Source organism: Nonomuraea sp. NPDC048881 (assembly GCF_040649795.1).
Lineage (GTDB): Bacteria > Actinomycetota > Actinomycetes > Streptosporangiales > Streptosporangiaceae > Nonomuraea.
Window position 1 is genome coordinate 339,702 of sequence record NZ_JBEZGC010000002.1, and the last position, 16,495, is coordinate 356,196.

Below are 16,495 nucleotides of genomic sequence, written 5' to 3' on the forward strand. Positions count from 1 at the left end.
GCCTCCTTTCGGATGTCCACTCAAACAGAGGTTAACTCATAATTGTTCCGGCTAAAATCGTCGGTATGGGAGAGAAGGAGCTCGCGGAGCTCTTGCACCTGGTCAGCAGGCGTCTGCGGCACGGATACGTGCATCGGCTGGTGCCGCTCGGGCTCAATCCGGGGCAGGCTCGGGCGTTGCGCGCGCTCGGCGAGGCCGGCCGGCCGCTGCGGATGGTGCAACTGGCCGACGAGCTGCGGATCGTGCCGCGCTCGCTGACGCCCGTCGTGGACGCGCTGGAGGAGGCCGGGCTGGTGCGCAGGGAGGTCGATCCGGCCAACCGCCGCTCGACGCTCGTCGTGATCACCGACGCGGGCCGGGCCATGGCCGAACGGGCCAGGGACGCGCGCAGGGAGGCCGGCGAGGGCCTGTTCGCGGTGCTGTCCCAGGAGCAGCGCGACCAGCTCAGGGATCTGCTCGGCGCGGTGGACGGCCAGTTCCGGTGACCGCGCCGCCGACGACCGTGGCCAGGCAGGGTGGGCGGGCCATCAGGGCCGAGTACGGGTAGCGTCCGCGGGCGTCGAAGACGGCGAAGTCGGCCCGGCTGCCCGGCCCGAGGGAGCCGATCCGGCCCGGCCCGGCGTCCAGTCCCAGTGCCCGCGCCCCGCCCAGCGTCGCGGCCTCGACCAGGCGGCGGTCCAGCCCTCGCACCCGCAGTCCGAGCTCCCGGGCCCGCCGCCGGACACCGGCCGCGAGCCCGAGCAGGTCGCCCGGCCCGAGCAGGTCGCCGAGCCCGGTGCCGGCCGGGTCGAGGCCGCCCGGGTCGAGGTGGCCCGGAGCGTGCTGGCCCGGAGCGTGCTGGCCCGGAGCGTGCTGGCCCGGAGCGTGGTGGCCAAGGGCATGGTGGCCCAGGGCGTGGTGGCCCAGGGCGTGGCTGCCCAGGGCGAGGCTGTTGCCCTCCTCCAGCAGGGCCAGCACGTCGGCGGCCTGCTCCTGCCCCGGCGGGCAGATCGCGACCACGCTGCGGCGCAGGCGCAGCAGCTTGCGCTCGCCGGGGTCGAGCGGGCGGGCGCAGGCCACGTGGCAGTGGGGGCCGAGCGCGCCGGCCTCGTCCAGGGCCATGGGCGAGTGCCGGTCCAGCCCGGCCAGCAGCCGCAGGCCGAACGTCCTGGCCAGCACGGCGACGTCCTCCAGCACGTGGGGGTCGCGGGTCCGGGCCGCGATGCCGACCGGGCACGGCCGGTCCACCTCGCGCAGCGCCGTGATCAGCGCGTCCCGGTCGTGCTCCTCCCACTCCTGCTCGCCGGCGCTGGACGCCTCGACGTACGAGATGCCGGGAACGCCGGCGAGATCGGCGGGGTCGGACACCACGGCGGCCCGCGTGGTGACGCCGTGGCCCGGGGGCGTCGGCGCGCAGCAGGCGTCCACCAGCCCGGCCACGATCATGCCCGGCCAGCGGACCTCCTCCGCGACGCGGAAGCGGGACAGCAGCTCGGCCCGCGAGCCCACCTGGAGCACCCGCCCGCCCCTGATCACCACCGTCCCGTCGCGCACGGGCTCGGCGCAGACCGGTAGCACCAGCGGAGCGGAATGGGCCACGACGCGCGAGGGCACACGCCTCCCCGGAAACGGCCCTGGAACCCGCGCAGCACGCTTCGCACCCGGCATCGGCGCTCCCGTCGGATTTGCCCTTTTGGCATTAAACGCGAGCGGCGGCGGTGAAGGCAATCAGTCGCCGCGGGCGTCCCGGGGCTGGTAGCGGCCGGACAGCCGGGCCAGTTTCAGGCCGAGGTGCAGGGCCAGCCGCTCGCCGCCGTCCTTGAGGTCCGTACGCGCCAGCTCCTCCACCCGTTGCAGCCGGTAGTACAGCGAGGTGCGGTGCAGCCGCAGCGCCCGGGACGTCGCCACCGCGCTGCCCGCCAGGTCCAGGTACGTCTCCAGCGTCTCCAGCAGCGGCAGGTACTGCTCGTCGGCCAGCAGCCCGTCGAGCCCGGGATGCACCTCCTGGTCCGCGAGCTGGGTGAGCATCCGGTAGACGCCGAGCCGGGCCCACTCGGCCGACCGTCCGAGCCCCGGCACCCGCGCGGTCACCTCCGCCGCGTGCCGGGCCTCCGCGTACGACCCGGCCGCCTGCGCCAGTTCGAGCCGGGTGCGCCCGACCCCCACCACCACGGGCACCGGCATGGCCGCGTGCAGCTCGTCGGGCGGGACCGGCGGCCCGGCGGTGAGCAGCACGGCGTGGTCGTAGCGCACCAGGTGCAGCGGGTGGTGGCCGCTCAGCCGCCGGCGCAGCGCCAGCAGCCCCTGTTCGAGCGCCAGGCGCAGGCCCTCGTCGGGCTCGGCCGAGCGGGGCCGGGCCACCAGCACGGTCACCGGCTGGCCCTGTGGGAACGCGCCCGCCTCGATGAGCTGCCTGGCCGCGTCCCGCTCGCCGCGCAGCAGCCCGGTGACCGCCTCCAGCTCCCGGTGGGAGGCCAGCCCGGTCGCCAGGCTCTCGTGGAACAGCGCCAGCGCCAGCCCGGGGACGGCCGCCACGGCCTCGGCCACCTTCTCCTCGGACATGGCCGGCTCGGCGTCGATGAACCACAGGAAGCCGAGCAGGCCGTCGGAGTGCCGCAGCGGGACGCACACGCGTGGCAGCAGGCCCAGGTGCGGCGCGCCGGCCGTGCGCAGCGGGGCCTGCGCCTCGTGCACGCCGGCCGCCCGCAGCCACTCGCGCACCTCGGGGGTGGTGTGCCGGCGCAGGATGGAGTCGCGGCGGATGTCGTCCATGGCGCCGTTCTGCTCGCTGTAGGCGATCACGCGCTGCACGCGGTCCTCCAGCAGGAGGGGACGCCCGAGGCGCACGGCGAGGTCGTCCACGATCCGCTGGAGATCCGCCACAGCTCCACCTAGGTCACGCTGGACATTTCGACAAATGTCGGAAGGGTTGCTACACGTCTTCCCTACAGCTGATCGGTGATCTCCGTCAATAACGTCTATACCGTCAATCCGTGAATGCCCCGAAGAAGCTGCTGAAGGGTTTGCTGGCGGCCATCGTGCTGTTCCCGGTGAGCCTGATGGCGACCCCTGCTTCCGCAGCACCCCCCACCGTCGATCCCGAGTACCCCTGGCGGCAGAACCACTGGCCGCAGACCCAGCCCTGGCAGCAGGACGAATCGGCCGACGCCCAGACGTTGCGCGCCCGTCCTCCCGGCGGCCTCACGCCTCTCGACCCGCAGAACTGGGAGAACCCCGACCACATGACGTGGGCGGACTACAAGAAGCCTCCGGGCACGAACTGGAACGACCCGGCCGTCAAGGGCTCCAAGCGCACCTTCAAGGGCGCGCTGGTGCTGCTCGACTACCCCAACCAGGCGTTCGTCGTCACCCAGCCCAAGGGCTCGACGATCTACGCCAACCCGAGCGCCGAGGCGCATGACGTCCCGCGCGACCAGGTGGCCAAGTTCTACCAGGACTTCCTCAACACCCCGAACGACCTCAACAAGGGCCACACCATCCACGAGTACTGGATGGAGGACTCCGGCGGCCGGTACGGCGTCGAGCTGACCGGGTTCGGCCCGTACACGATGCCGGGCAAGGACCACGAGTACGCGCTGGAGCCCGGCTTCAACGGCACCTCGGGCTGCCCGGCGGGCGACACCTGCAACAAGAACCTGCGCACCGACGGCCACAACGCCTGGATCAACGCCGTCGGCGAGGACGTCGCCAAGCAGTACGACTTCATCTTCTACCTCAGCGCAGGCCAGGACGAGTCGTCCACCTGGCAGGAGTTCGGGATGATGAAGTTCCCGACCAAGGAGGACGTGCCCGACGAGTGGGGCCCGCCCGACCCGGCCCTGCCCAACTGGCTGAAGACGCGCTACGTCGACTGGTCCTCCTGGCAGGCGGCCTCCAACTTCTGGCCCAACGCCAACATCGGCGTCGACTCCGTCCAGGCCGAGAGCTCCGGCATGGCCGTCTACGCCCACGAGTTCAGCCACATCCTCGGCGTGCTGGACAACTACAACAACCCGTACGGGGTGCCGCCGGTCCGGGCGTACACCGGCGTCTGGGAGATGCTCAGCCGCGGCAGCTTCAACGGCCCAGGTGGACCGCACTCCCGCTGGCTGATCCCGCCCACGGCGGGCGCGTCCATGGGCGCCCAGCACATGCTGCGCAACAAGCTCAAGCTCGGCATGGTGGACGAGCAGAACGTCCTGCGCCTGTCGCGTGAGGCGCTCGACGAGTCCGGCCTGGTCACGGCCAAGATCCTGGCCCGCGCCGTGCGCCCGGGGCAGAACGACCTGTCGGGCGTCAACATCTCCTTCGACGCCCCCGGCGACAAGAGCACCTGCCCGGCGACCGACCCGCTGTGCGACCGCGGCGGTTACCAGAACTACACGGTCGAGGTCGTGGACCGGATGGGCTCCGACTCCTTCACCCCCGACTCCGGCGTGCTCCTGGCCAAGACCAAGAACGAGGACCGGGCGCCGTTCGAGTGGGTGATCGACGCCAACCCGCAGGACATCGGCATGACCGACTACGTGATGCCCGACGGGACCAAGGTGCCGATCACCGTCGGCGACTACCGCCAGCTCTCCGACGCCCTCTTCCACGCCGGGACCGACTCCGGCAGCGAGTACGAGTACGTGGACCAGGCCAACCGCCTGCACTTCTACGTCACCGACCTCAAGCGCAACCGGAACGGCGAACTGTCCTACACCGTCGCCATCCGGTCGCTGGACGGCGCGGGCCCGCAGAAGCGCGGCGTGCGGGTGCTGCCCGCGGCCGGCGTCCCCACCGGCAAGAACGTCTCCACCTGCACGTTCCCGGTGTTCAACACCGGCAAGGCGGCCCCCGCTCAGGGGCAGCACCCCGAGGACGTCAGCGCCTACCTCGACTCCGACGTCTACCGGGTCAAGGCCGAGGTGCAGGGCAAGGGCTGGACCGCCCAGGTGCCCAACGCCCTGGCCTCCGTCGCCTTCGGCAAGCAGGCGCCGGTGACGGTCAACGCGGTGCGCGCGCCCGGCGGCGACCGTCTGGCCCGCGTCAAGCTCACCGCCGTCTCGGAGAGCGACCCGACCAAGACCGCCACGGCCACCTGCCACGTGATCGGCCTGTAGCGGAACGATGGGGTACGGCTGGCGCTCGCCGTGCCCCATCGGCTTGAATCACCCCCGGAAGGGGGTGTTCGGTGCCGGGAAACTTACCGGACAAACCGCGCCGTAAGCGGGTCACATGGGCAGCGCCCGTCTCGGCGGGGCTCGCGGCCGGCGCCGCCAGTGTGCTGGCCGCCTCGCTGGAGTGGGACATCCCGCCGATGGCCAAGATCGGCGTGACGCTCGCGGCGGCGCTGCTCGTCGGCGTGACCACGTGGGCCACCACCGAGGCCACGCCCCGGCGGCGCGCCGCGCCCGCGCCCGAGCCCGGCGTACGGCCGCCCGACCAGTGGCCGCCCGTGCCCGAGCACTTCACCGGGCGCGCCGACTCCCTCGCCACCCTGCGCGAGGTCTTCGCCGCCCGCCGCAAGTCCTCCGACCTGTCCCCGCCCCTGGTCGTCTCCGTGTACGGCCGCGGCGGCGTCGGCAAGTCGGCGCTGATGACCAGGTTCGGGCAGGAGGTCGCCGACTGGTTCCCCGACGGCCGGCTGCACGCCGACCTGCGCAGCGGCGTCGACGCCCCGGTACGCCCCGAGGAGGTGCTGATCGGCTTCCTGCGCGGCCTGGGCGTGCGCCTGGCCACCGACCCCGGCGGCCTCGACGAGCTGCGCACCCTCTGGCTGACCTGGACCAAGGGCCGCAAGATCCTCATCGGCCTGGACAACGCCCACGACGCAGCCCAGGTCAAACCGCTGATCCCGGCCGAGCCGGGCTGCGCGGTGCTGGTCACCTCGCGCTCCCCGCTGTTCCTGGACGGCACCCACGACACCCGGCTCGGCGTGCTCACCGAGGCGCAAGGCGTGGAGCTGCTGGCCCGGCTGGCCGGCGGCGCGCGGGTCGTGGACGACCTGGAGTCGGCCAAGGAGATCGTCCGGCTCTGCGACCACCTGCCGCTGGCGATCAACATCTGCGGCGGCCGGCTGGCCACCCGCGAGCAGTGGACCATGCGCGAGATGGCCGGGCGGCTGACCGACGAGCGCCGCCGTCTCGACCAGCTGGAGGTGGCCCAGGGCGTGGACAAGAGCGTGCGGGCCTCCGTGCAGCTCAGCTACGACGACTGCACCGGCATCCAGCGCCGCCTGCTGCGCCTGCTCAGCGCGCTGCCCGCGCCCGACGTGCCCGGCTGGGTGGCCGGCGAGCTGCTCGACATCTCCGGCCTCGACGGCGCCGACCAGCTCGAAGCGCTGATCGACGCCCAGCTGGCCGAGTGCTCCGGCACCGACCAGACCGGCGCGATGCGCTACCGCCTGCACGACCTGGTCCGGGTGTTCGCCGCCGAGCTGGCGGGCCAGGACGAGGAGGAACGCCGCAGGGCCGCCGTCGAGCGCGTCCTGCACGGTTACCGCCGCCGGGCCGAGGAGGCCGCCCAGAACCGCTGGCCGCAGGACTGGAGCAAGGGCGGCCGGCGCGCCGACGCGGAGGGCCAGCTCGGGGCGGGCGACTGGCTCAACGCCGAGCGGCTGTCCCTGCTCGCCATGATCAACCTGGCCGCGCAGCTCCGGCTCTGGGAGCTGACCTGGGGGCTGAGCAGGGCGTTCTGCTCGTTGTGTCACTCGCTGCGGGCCTACTGGGCCGACTGGGCGGACGTCGCCGACATCGGCTGCGAGGCGGGCCGGCGTACCGGTGACCGGCGCGCGCTGGCCATCGCGCTGCTGAACAGCGCGATCGTGCGCGGCGGCATGGGCCTGCGCGAGCGCGCTCTGCGCGAGGCCGAGCAGGCGCTGGAGATCTTCGGCGACCTCGGCGAGACCTGGTGGGCGGCCAGGGCCAGGCGCACGGTCGGCATGACCCTGATCAGCGGCGGGCACCTCGACCGCGCCCAGGACTACCTGATCGGGGCGATCACCGCGTTCAAGGGCGAGGACGACCTGTGGTGGATGGCCCGCACCCAGCGCAACCTGGCCGAGATGCGCATGGCGGAACGCCGTCCCGAGGAGGCCCGCGACCTGCTCGAAGACGCCCTGGAGATCTTCCAGCGGGCGGGCAACCGCTACTCCGAGGCCCAGACCCTGCGCGTCTACGGTGAGGTGCTGGCCGCCCAGGCGCGCGGCGAGCGCCGGGCCGGCGACCACCGGGCCTCCGACGCCCTGTTCGTCCGGGCCGGGTTCAGTCTCGACCGGGCGGCCGAGATGTTCCGGCAGCGCGGCGAGCTGTGGGAGGAGGCCCGCTGCCTGCGCGCCGCGGGCGAGGTGGGCGATCCGGCGGGCGGGCTGCGGGAGCTGGAGTACGTCCGGCGGGCCGAGGAGATCCTGGTGGCGCTCGGCGACTCGTGGGGGGTGGCGCGCACCGCGGTGTCGGCCGGGCGCGCCCTGGCCCGGCTGGGCCGGATCGGGGAGGCCGAGCACGAGCTGCGCCGCGCCGTACGCGGGTTCCAGGAGCTGGAGGACCGCTGGTGGATGGCCAGGAGCCTGCGCTACCTCGGCGAGGCGCACCTCGACGGGGGCGGGCCGGACGCGGCGGTCGGGCCGCTGGAGCAGGCCAGGGAGATCTACCGCAGCCTGGGGAACGAGGCAGGCATGCGCCGCACCCTGGAGCTCCTGCGGCAGGCCCGGCCCTGACCGCCCGCGGGGGTCAGGAGTCGCGCGAGGGGTGCCGCTGCGGGCCGGTCGCGCCACGATCGTGCCGGTCACGCGGGCCGGTCGTGCGGTGCGCGGCGCGGTCCTGCCCGCCGGTGCGGGGGCCGAGCGCGCCGGTGCCGTAGGCGTCGCTGAAGGGGCTTCTCAGCAGCTCGCCCGCCGCCTGTCTGGCCTGCAGCACGCTCTCCTCGAACAGCTTGCGCACGTGGGCCGCCTGGTCGGACAGCTCCCTGATGCGCTCGTGCGCGAGCTCGTCCCGTACGGTGTCGGCGAGGAGCTGCTGGTACTCGGGGGTCTTGGCGGCCAGCGCCTCCAGGCGTCTGTGCGCGTGGTACACCTTGTCGGCCTTGAGCACCTGCTTGGCGTACTTCTCCAGGTGGCGTACGCGGTGCGAGAGCGAGGTCCAGGCGGCGTCGAGGGCGCTGGTGTACGGCTTGAAGGCGTCCTCCATGCCCGGCGGCAGCTCGCGGGGGATGAGCCTGCCCTGCTCGGCGTGCATCGACGACAGCCGCCGCAGCCGGTGGGCGATCTGCCAGACCTCCTCGGGCAGCGACACCTGGTTCTCCGCCGAGTCGATCAGCCCGGCCTTGTGCACCTTGGAGTTCAGCACGGCCGTGGCCGCGTCCTGGGCGCGGCGCAGCAGCACCTGGCAGGGACGGTCGAGGTCCTCGGGCAGGACGTAGTGGTCGGCGTGGGTGGTGGCGAGTCGTAGTCGTCGTTTGACGATCCGGTGGGAGCTGTCCAACGCCATCCACCGGATCAGGGCGATCAGCCCCATGCCGAGCCCGGCCACGAAGACGACCTCAAGGCTGCTGGTCACGATCAGGACCATCACCAGCAGGGCCGGAAGCGCGAAGAGCAGGGCGGGGCTGAAACTGGGATCCATCCGCCTGCCGGAACGGGCCATATGAAGGATGTGCGGGCTCGACCGCAACTCGACCGAGACGTCCGGGGGCAGCGATGGATCGATCACCAGCCGGGGAGGCAGCGCGCGTGGATCCATACGTTCATGCTGCGTTATGAACAAGGAATCCGCTCATGATTGGCCGACATATAAGGTCGAAGTAATGGATGAGATGACAAGATGGATCGATCTGGAAGGCGCCGTCAACGTACGTGACCTGGGCGAACTTCCCACCCGTGACGGCGGGCTCACCCGCCGCGGCCGGATCTTCCGAGCCGACAACCTGCAGGGCCTCACCCCGGCGGACGTGTCGCTCCTGGTGGGCGAGCTGAACCTGCGCCGCGTCGTGGACCTGCGCTCGACCGCCGAGGTCAACCTGGAGGGCCCCGGCCCGCTCACCCGGGTGCCGGAGGTGACCCACCACCATCTGACGCTGTTCGCCGAGGGCGGCAGGCACACCGACGTCGAGGCCGACTCCATCGACGGCGACCGCGTGCTGCCCTGGCAGGAACGGGACGTCGACGAGGAGCTGCGCGTGACCGGCTTCTACTTCGGCTACCTGCGCGACCGTCCGGACGCCGTCGTGGCGGCCCTGCGCGCCATGGCCCTCGACGACGGCGCCGCGCTGGTGCACTGCGCGGCGGGCAAGGACCGCACCGGCGTGCTGTCGGCGCTGGCGCTGGAGGTCGCCGGGGCCACCCGCGAGGCCATCGTGCGGGACTACGTGGCCACGGGCGAGCGCCTGGAGCTGATACTCAAGCGCCTGCGCGCCAGCGACACCTACCGGGACGACCTCGACTCCCGCCCGGCGGACGACCACAGGCCCCGGGCCCGCTACATCGAGCAGTTCCTCAAGGTGCTGGACGACCGCTTCGACGGCCCGATGGGCTGGCTGCGCGGCCACGGCTGGACCGACGCCGACGACGCGGCCCTGCGCGCCCGCCTGCGCGACTGATGGGCACGATCGGCTCAGGTTTCAGCCCAGGTGGACGACCATGCGCCGGGCGGCCGACAGGTGGGCGGCCTCGATGACGGCCAGCGTGTCGATCGAGCCGCGCGGGTCGACCGGCGGCGGCGCGCCCTCGCGCAGGGCGCGCTCCACCCCGCGGTAGAAGTCCAGGTACGCGCCCGGCTCGGTGGGAACGGGCCGGGCGTCGTCGTCGGTGCCGAGCAGGCCCCAGCGGCTCTCCTCGTCGGCGCCGAACCCGGGGGAGTCGGGGGTCAGGCCCGACCGCAGGCGCTCCTCCTGCACGTCCATGCCGTGCTTGACGTACGCGCCCGCCGAGCCCAGCACCCGCAGCCGCGGCCCGAGCCGGGCCGCCACCGAGCTGGCCCACAGGTGGGAACGCACCCCGCCCGCGTGCCGCAGCGCGATGAACGTGTCGTCGTCGGAGGCCACGCCGGGCCGCCGCACGTCGCTCTCGCAGTAGACCTCGTGCGCCGGGCCGAACAGCTGCAACGCCTGGTCGACCAGGTGGCTGCCCAGGTCGTAGAGCAGGCCGCCGATCTCCTCCGCGCCGCCGGTCTCCCGCCAGCCGCCCTTGGGCACCGGCCGCCAGCGCTCGAACCTCGACTCGAAGCGCAGCACGTCGCCGAGCCGCCCTTCGGTGATCAGCCGCCGCACGGTGCGGAAGTCGCCGTCCCAGCGCCGGTTCTGGAACACCGTCAGCATGACGCCGGCCTGCTCGGCCAGCCGGACCAGCTCGCGGGCCTCCTCGGCGGTGCGGGCGACCGGTTTGTCCACGACGACGGGCAGGCCCTCGGCGAGCGCGGCGGCGGCCATGCTCACGTGCGTGCGGTTGGGGGAGGCGACCACCACGAGGTCGCTGTGCTCCCACAGCTCACGCACGTCCGGCACGCCGGCCGCGCCGTACCGGTGGGCCACCTCGGCCTGCCGCTCCGGATTGCGCGTGACGACCGCCGACAGCCGCAGACCCGGAGTGGCATGGACGAGCGGGGCGTGGAAGTACGCGCCCGCGGTGCCGTATCCGATCAGGCCGACCCGGATCTCGCTCATCCGCCCAGGCTAACCGGTACGGCCCGGGCCGCCCGTCACTCGTCGTCGCGTTCGGCCAGGAAACGTTCGAACTGGGCGGCCAGCTCGTCGCCCGTGGGCATCGGGGTCGTCTCGGCCATCAGGTTCTGCCGCTCCGTGCCGCCCGCGAACGCGTCGTACTGCTGCTCCAGCCCGCTGATGGCAGTCGACAGCTCCGAGGACGCCTGGATCTGCTCCTCGATCTCCGCCGTCGTACGGTGGGCCGCGTCGCGCAGCGCCTCCATCGGGAACACCAGGCCGGTGCCCCGCGTCACCGCCTCCAGCCCGGTCACCGCCGCCGTCGGGTACTCCGCCTGCGACAGGTAGTGCGGCACGTGCACCGCGTACCCGACCGCGTCGTGCCCCTGCGCGCCCAGCCGCAGCTCCAGCAGCGCGGCCGCGCTCCCCGGAACCTGGACCCGGCCGAAGGCGCTGGTCTGGGAGTTGATCAGCTCGGGCCGGCTGGCGTGCATGGTGATGCCCAGCGGACGCGTGTGCGGCACCGCCATCGGGATGCCGTGCAGCGTGACGATCTTGCTCACCTTCAGCCGGTCCAGCAGCTCTCCCACCGCGCGGGTGAACAGCTCCCATTCCCGGTCCGGCTCCGGGCCGCTCATCAACAGGAACGGCGTGCCCGTGGCGTCATGGGCGACATGGACGGCGAGCTCGGGGCTCTCACACTCGACCCAGCGGTCGGTGTCGAAGGTCATGATGGGCCGCCGGGACCGGTAGTCGAGCAACCGGTCCACGTCGAACGTCGCCACGACCCGGTGCTCCAGCTCGGCCAGCAGGTGGCCCAGCGCGAGGCGTCCGGCGCCGCCCGCGTCGACGAAACCGTCGAAGTGGTACAGCAACACCGGATCAGTCAGCTCGGGCGCGTCGTCTGCGAGCCTGTAGAGATCCTTCGGGTCGAACACGGTTGGACAGCCTTTCCCTAGGTACTCTTCCCCAGAACCTATGGCGAGTCGGATCGATTCCGCGCAAGGCACCCTATCGAGGCCCAATCCGGCATCCGGTCGGAGGCGGGGGTCCGCCCTGGCCGACGCGGCGGCTCCAGGATGTCGTCCGCCGACTCCGGAGGCTGGCGTTCCGGTCAATCTCGCCAGCATCGAAGGTGACATTTTGCTGATGGTGGCGACCGATCATGGTCGCGCGGAACCCGGTGAATGATCGTCGCGTCTCGATCCGGCTTCCGCCGCGCGTGCGGCCGCGCGCGCGGGCCGCTTCCCGGGGGGCGGGTTCACGCAGGAGTCGGCCGTGGTCAGAGCGGTGCCGTGGACCGGAGCCGATCAGCGGGACGGCGTCCTGTCGGCATTGGACCCGGCCTCAATGTTGGCAAATGCCCAGTTTATCCACCGGTTCCCTTGGGGGTATCCATAGTGTGAAAAAGGCATTAAAGGGCTCCAAGTTGTCGAGTGTGGCCTTTTGAACAGCCGATCGTCATGCTGAAGGGCGTGGCAACTTCTGCGCATTCCTTCAGTAGGCGACCGCTCCACATCCCTCCGCTCCCATGCCCGTTCCCCAACGAGATCAACGTGCATGCCGCGGAGGTCGACGCGGAGAGCCATACGTGGCTGGCCGCCTCCAGCATGCTCAAGGACGCCGACACCATCGAGCACTTCCGGCGTTCCAAGATCGGCCTGCTCGCCGCCCGCACCAACCCCGAGGTGCCGCGCGACAGCCTCCGGCTGATCAACGACTGGTACAACTGGCTCTTCGCGTTCGACGACGCCTTCTGCGAGGGAGAGCTGATGGGGCACCGGGCCTCCGCGCTCGCCCGCGCCCTGCCGCCGCTCCTGGAGATCCTGGACGACCGCAGGAAGCCCGACGACGACGACCCCTTCGGGCTCGCCCTCAACGAACTCCTCCACCGCATCGTCTCCACCTCCACCCCGGCGCAGGTGGACCGGTGGCGCATCACGGTCAAGGAGTACCTGTTCGCCCAGATCTGGGAGGCGGCCAACCGGGAGGCCGACCTGATCCCCACCCCGCAGGACTACATCCTGATGCGCCGCATCACCGGAGCCACCTACACCTGCTTCGCCCTCATCGACGCCGGCGGCGGCTACCGCCTCGAAGCCGAGGAGTGGCACCATCCCGACGTGCGGATGTTGTCGGACCTGGCCTGCGACCTCATCGGCTGGGACAACGACCTGCTCTCCTACGCCAAGGAGTGCGACAACGACAAGGCCCGGCACAACCTCGTCACCGTGCTGGCCACCCACCGGAACCTCACCCTCCAGGACGCCCTCCTGGAGGTCTCCGACATGCACAACCAGGCGCTCGCCGCCTTCCTCGACCGGCGCGCGGCGCTGGAGAAGTGGGCCCCGCCGCCCGTCCGCGCGTACGTCCGCGGCCTTGAGCACTGGGTACGCGGGCACATCGAGTTCTCGCTCGGCAGCGCGCGCTACGTGCACGCGTGGCCGGAGGGCACTCGCTGGCCGCAGGCCGTGTGAGGCCCCGGGATCAGTCCTCGGCCGGGGCGTCCAGGTCGCCGAGCGCGAGCGTGGACGCCTCGTCGAGGTCGAGGCGGGCGCCGTTCTCGAAGGCGTTCTTGTAGGCCAGCTCGCCCATCATCGACTTGCAGTCCTCGACGCACGCGTCGTGGTCGTCGGTCAGGAACGGGGCGCCCATCTGCGGCAGGCCGGCCGTCCGCCAGTTCTGCTGCAACGCGCCCAGCAGCTTGGCCGCCGTCGGCGCCTGCTTGAGCGCGATGAGGATGCGCGCGGTCGTCTCCAGCACCAGCAGCGTGCCCAGCGTGTCGTGGAAGTGCCGCTTGATCCGCAGGCCCTCGCGGGCGTTGTGCAGCGCCTCGCCCGGCCTGCCGGTCGCGAGCCTCGTGCGCGACATCGCCCACTGGGCGTACGAGCTGACCCACAGCTCGCCGCGCTCCCGGCACACCTGAAGGCAGTCCTGGAGCAGCGACTCGGCCTCGAACAGCTCGCCCTGCGCCGACAACACCAGCGACAGCTCGACGATCGCGGGCAGCAGGCCCGGGTTGAGCTCCTTGTTGTCGGTGTTGAACTCGATCGCCACGCCCAGCAGCGCGCTGGCCTTCTGCAGGTCGCCCTGGAGCAGCGCGGCCGTGCCCTGCATCTTCGAGGCCAGGATCACCGCCCTGGAGTCGCCCACCCGGACGGCCTCCGTGCTGCACTGCTCGGCCGCCGCCAGCGCGCCCTCGCTGTCACCCTGCGCGCTGCGCACGTAGGACAGCACCCACAGGGCCTTGCAGCGCTCCTTGCTCGGCGAGGGGTTGGCCTCCAGCGCGCGTTCGAGGTAGAGCCGCCCCTCCCGGACGAAACCGCAGCACACCCACATGAACCACAACGACGCCAGCAGCGTGAGCGCCGAGCCGCTGCGCATGGACGAGGACAACGCGTGCTCCAGCGCGACCCGCACGTTGTCGTGCTCCTGACGCATGCGCACGAACCAGTAGATCTGCCGCGGACCCGACCACGCGTCTTCGCTGCGCTGGGCCAGGCTCAGGTAGTACTCCAGGTGGCGCTGCCGCATCTGCTGGGCCTGGCCGAGCTTGTCCAGCCACTCCTCGCCGTACTCGGCCAGCGTGTCGATCAGCTTGTAGCGGACGCCGGAGTGGTGGCTCCTGATCATCAGGATCGACTTCTCCACCAGCCCGGTGACCAGATCGGTGATGTCCTCCGAGGGCAGGCGCCCGTCGGAGCAGACGAACCTGGCCGCGTCGAGCTCGAAGTCGCCGGCGAACACCGACAGCCGCGCCCACAGCAGCCGCTCGGCGGGCTCGCACAGCTCGTGACTCCAGCCGATCGCCGCCCGCAGCGTCGCATGGCGCGGCAGCGCCGTACGGCTCGCGCCGGCCAGCAGGCTGAACCGGTCGGCCAGCAGCCCGAGGATCTGCTCCACCGACAGGGCGCGCAGCCGCACCGCCGCCAGCTCGATCGCCAGCGGGATGCCGTCGAGCCTGCGGCACAGCTCGGCCACCGCGCCGATGTTGTCCTCGTCGAGCTGGAAGTCGGGCACGACCGCCCCGGCCCGCAGCGCGAACAACTGCACCGACTCGTTGGTGAACAGGTTCTCCGTCGGGTCGTCGCCGGGCACCACCAGCGGCGGCACCGGCACCACCTGCTCGTACGGCAGGTGCAGCGACTGCCTGCTCGTGGCCAGCACCTTCAGGTTGGGCGCGGCCTCCAGCAGCTCGTGGACCAGCTCGGCGCAGCCCTGCACGAGGTGTTCGCAGGTGTCGATGATGAGCAGCATGTCGCGTTCGCCGACCCACTCCGACAACGACTCCGACTCCGCCCGCGAGGACTGGTCGGCGATGCCGAGCGCCGAGGCGATCGTGTGCTTGACCATGCCCGCGTCCTGCAGCCGGGCCAGGTCGGCGAACCACACGCCGTCGGGGTACTGCGTGCGAACCTGGTGCGCCAGCCGCAGCACCGTGCGCGACTTGCCCACCCCGCCGATGCCGGTGACGGTCACCAGCCGGGACTCGGCGAGATGCCGCTTGAGGTTGGCGAGTAACCGGGTCCGCCCCACGAAGCTGGTGAGCTCCGCCGGTAGATTGCCTTTCTCTCCGCCAGCCTGTAGGGGTGGCCATGCGCAGCCTCACGGGGGATCGGCGACACCTGCCCTGGCATCGTACCGCCGGGCGCGAGGGCTGTCCGTGGAGCCGGGCAGACGACCGGTGTTGGTTTGTATGTCTCGGTAGCATGTTTTCCGTGGACGAATTTCTCCCGGAGCAGACTTCGGACGACACCGATCTCGGCTGGGGCGACTGGCGCGAAGCCGACGCCGACGCCTTCTACCTCGACAACAAGCCTCCGCACTGGGGCTGACCTGGCCGCCCGCGCCGCCCTGTGGCCGGGCGCCCGCCTTGCTGGCTCCCGGCCGTTCCCGAAACGGCCCGCCTGATTCCCCTTTCCGGCCCATCACACTCAGGCCCGCCCTATCCCGGTACGTAACTTTGTATCCCGCCGAATCCCACTCGCCCCATTAGGGCGTGTCTCAAAGGATCGTCACCCGGTCGCCGGCCCGAGCCGCACAGGCCCGACCGCGACCTTGGGCTTCTGCCCGGTACGGGCGCGGACGGCGTCGGCGGCGTGCACGAACACCGGCACGCCGTGCTCGCTGCGCAGGCGTTCGGCGAAACCGAGGTGGTCGGAGTCGCCGTGGGTCAGGACGAGTCCCCGGATGTCGTCCACGGACTTGCCGAGGGAACGGAGTTCGCGCTGCAGATCCCGCCAGTGGCCGGGCAGCCCGGCGTCGATGAGCGTGATGCCCTCGCCGGTGTCGACGAGATGGCAGGCCACGACGTCGTTGCCGAGGCGGTGCAGATGGGGAGCGAGTTTCATGGGACCTCCGGCGCCGGGGCGCCGATCGTGGAACGGGTTGATGTCTGCCGCACGCGCCTCGCCTCAGAACATTCCGTGCGGAACGTGCGCCGCTTCCGGCACCGGCTGCACCACGTCCCAGTGCTCGACGATCTGCCCGCCGGCCAGCCGCCAGATGTCGACGACGGCGACGCCGCGCGGGTCGTCGTCCGTGGTCATGAGGTGGTGGATCATCACGTGATCGTCGTCGGCGATGACCCGCTTGAGGTCGAGCCGGGCACGCGCCACGGGAGCCTTGGCGATGTAGGCAATGAACGCGTCCCGCCCGGACGGGTTGCCCGGGCTGTGCTCGACGAAGTCCTCGCGCAGGAGTGTGCGGAGCACGTCGATGTCCCCGGCCGCGAAGCGGGTGAAGCCGTCGAGGACCAGGTGCTTGTTGCGGGTGGTCGTGCTGCTGTCGTTCATGGGGGACACCGTCGCAGCGCTCGCCCGGAGGTGTCGATTACATGGCATGTAATCGCGCAGGTCAGCAGGGGGCGACGATAATCGCC

13 protein-coding genes are annotated in these 16,495 nt (G+C 71.7%); 5 read left to right on the forward strand and 8 right to left on the reverse strand.

Translation table 11 applies throughout. From position 1 onward, the window contains the following. Nucleotides 1-65: 65 nt before the first annotated feature. Nucleotides 66-485 (forward strand): MarR family transcriptional regulator, encoded by a 420-nt coding sequence (locus AB0C33_RS07165; RefSeq protein ID WP_358284501.1) that lies wholly within the window; start codon nt 66-68, stop codon nt 483-485. Here AB0C33_RS07165 and AB0C33_RS07170 read toward each other — a convergent pair. Both AB0C33_RS07170 and AB0C33_RS07175 read right to left on the reverse strand, forming a co-directional pair. Continuing rightward, nucleotides 445-1,578: a hypothetical protein gene (locus tag AB0C33_RS07170; protein ID WP_358284504.1), complete on the reverse strand. Its 1,134-nt coding sequence runs from the start codon at nt 1,576-1,578 to the stop codon at nt 445-447. The genes AB0C33_RS07165 and AB0C33_RS07170 overlap by 41 nt on opposite strands. Before the next feature lie 129 nt (nt 1,579-1,707). Continuing rightward, entirely contained in the window at nt 1,708-2,862 is a 1,155-nt protein-coding gene (locus AB0C33_RS07175; RefSeq protein WP_358284505.1) for a helix-turn-helix domain-containing protein, read from the reverse strand. Nucleotides 2,863-2,972: 110 nt separating this feature from the next. Here AB0C33_RS07175 and AB0C33_RS07180 point away from each other — a divergent pair, with 110 nt between their 5' ends. Both AB0C33_RS07180 and AB0C33_RS07185 read left to right on the forward strand, forming a co-directional pair. Continuing rightward, on the forward strand, nt 2,973-5,084 hold the full coding sequence (locus AB0C33_RS07180; RefSeq protein ID WP_358284507.1) for a M6 family metalloprotease domain-containing protein: 2,112 nt from the start codon (nt 2,973-2,975) through the stop codon (nt 5,082-5,084). A 71-nt stretch (nt 5,085-5,155) separates the two neighbouring features. Beyond that, nucleotides 5,156-7,678 carry a tetratricopeptide repeat protein gene (locus AB0C33_RS07185; protein ID WP_358284509.1) on the forward strand — a complete coding sequence of 841 codons (2,523 nt, stop codon included), beginning with the start codon at nt 5,156-5,158 and terminating at the stop codon, nt 7,676-7,678. A 13-nt stretch (nt 7,679-7,691) separates the two neighbouring features. Here the strand turns inward: AB0C33_RS07185 and AB0C33_RS07190 are convergent, their stop codons facing one another. Continuing rightward, the gene (locus tag AB0C33_RS07190) at nt 7,692-8,699 is read right to left on the reverse strand and encodes a hypothetical protein (protein WP_358284511.1); all 1,008 of its coding nucleotides are present in this window, start codon (nt 8,697-8,699) and stop codon (nt 7,692-7,694) included. 73 nt (nt 8,700-8,772) lie between these two features. Between AB0C33_RS07190 and AB0C33_RS07195 the strand changes: the two genes are divergently transcribed. Then, on the forward strand, nt 8,773-9,555 hold the full coding sequence (locus AB0C33_RS07195) for a tyrosine-protein phosphatase (protein WP_358284513.1): 783 nt from the start codon (nt 8,773-8,775) through the stop codon (nt 9,553-9,555). 21 nt (nt 9,556-9,576) lie between these two features. Here the strand turns inward: AB0C33_RS07195 and AB0C33_RS07200 are convergent, their stop codons facing one another. Together AB0C33_RS07200 and AB0C33_RS07205 are read right to left on the reverse strand one after the other, a co-directional pair. Then, on the reverse strand, nt 9,577-10,617 hold the full coding sequence (locus AB0C33_RS07200) for a Gfo/Idh/MocA family oxidoreductase (protein WP_358284515.1): 1,041 nt from the start codon (nt 10,615-10,617) through the stop codon (nt 9,577-9,579). A gap of 35 nt (nt 10,618-10,652) precedes the next feature. Continuing rightward, nucleotides 10,653-11,552, reverse strand: coding sequence for a PAC2 family protein (locus tag AB0C33_RS07205; RefSeq protein ID WP_352359047.1), 900 nt, complete (start codon nt 11,550-11,552; stop codon nt 10,653-10,655). A gap of 618 nt (nt 11,553-12,170) precedes the next feature. Between AB0C33_RS07205 and AB0C33_RS07210 the strand changes: the two genes are divergently transcribed. Further along, nucleotides 12,171-13,091, forward strand: a complete 921-nt coding sequence (locus AB0C33_RS07210; protein WP_358284517.1) for a hypothetical protein — start codon at nt 12,171-12,173, stop codon at nt 13,089-13,091. A 10-nt stretch (nt 13,092-13,101) separates the two neighbouring features. Here AB0C33_RS07210 and AB0C33_RS07215 read toward each other — a convergent pair whose 3' ends face one another. From AB0C33_RS07215 to AB0C33_RS07225, 3 genes are all read right to left on the reverse strand, one after another. Beyond that, nucleotides 13,102-15,150, reverse strand: coding sequence for an ATPase (locus tag AB0C33_RS07215; RefSeq protein ID WP_358284520.1), 2,049 nt, complete (start codon nt 15,148-15,150; stop codon nt 13,102-13,104). 479 nt (nt 15,151-15,629) lie between these two features. Next, on the reverse strand, nt 15,630-15,965 hold the full coding sequence (locus AB0C33_RS07220; protein ID WP_358284522.1) for an MBL fold metallo-hydrolase: 336 nt from the start codon (nt 15,963-15,965) through the stop codon (nt 15,630-15,632). Between the two features lie 63 nt (nt 15,966-16,028). After that, entirely contained in the window at nt 16,029-16,409 is a 381-nt protein-coding gene (locus tag AB0C33_RS07225; protein WP_358284524.1) for a nuclear transport factor 2 family protein, read from the reverse strand. Nucleotides 16,410-16,495: the final 86 nt, after the last annotated feature.

Excerpts from the sequence above, each read along its gene's own strand:
- AB0C33_RS07165 (WP_358284501.1), top strand. The coding sequence starts at position 66 with ATGGGAGAGAAGGAGCTCGCGGAGCTCTTGCACCTGGTCAGCAGGCGT.
- AB0C33_RS07190 (WP_358284511.1), bottom strand. The coding sequence starts at position 8,699 with ATGGATCCACGCGCGCTGCCTCCCCGGCTGGTGATCGATCCATCGCTG.
- AB0C33_RS07195 (WP_358284513.1), top strand. The coding sequence starts at position 8,773 with ATGACAAGATGGATCGATCTGGAAGGCGCCGTCAACGTACGTGACCTG.
- AB0C33_RS07200 (WP_358284515.1), bottom strand. The coding sequence starts at position 10,617 with ATGAGCGAGATCCGGGTCGGCCTGATCGGATACGGCACCGCGGGCGCG.
- AB0C33_RS07220 (WP_358284522.1), bottom strand. The coding sequence starts at position 15,965 with ATGAAACTCGCTCCCCATCTGCACCGCCTCGGCAACGACGTCGTGGCC.
- AB0C33_RS07225 (WP_358284524.1), bottom strand. The coding sequence starts at position 16,409 with ATGAACGACAGCAGCACGACCACCCGCAACAAGCACCTGGTCCTCGAC.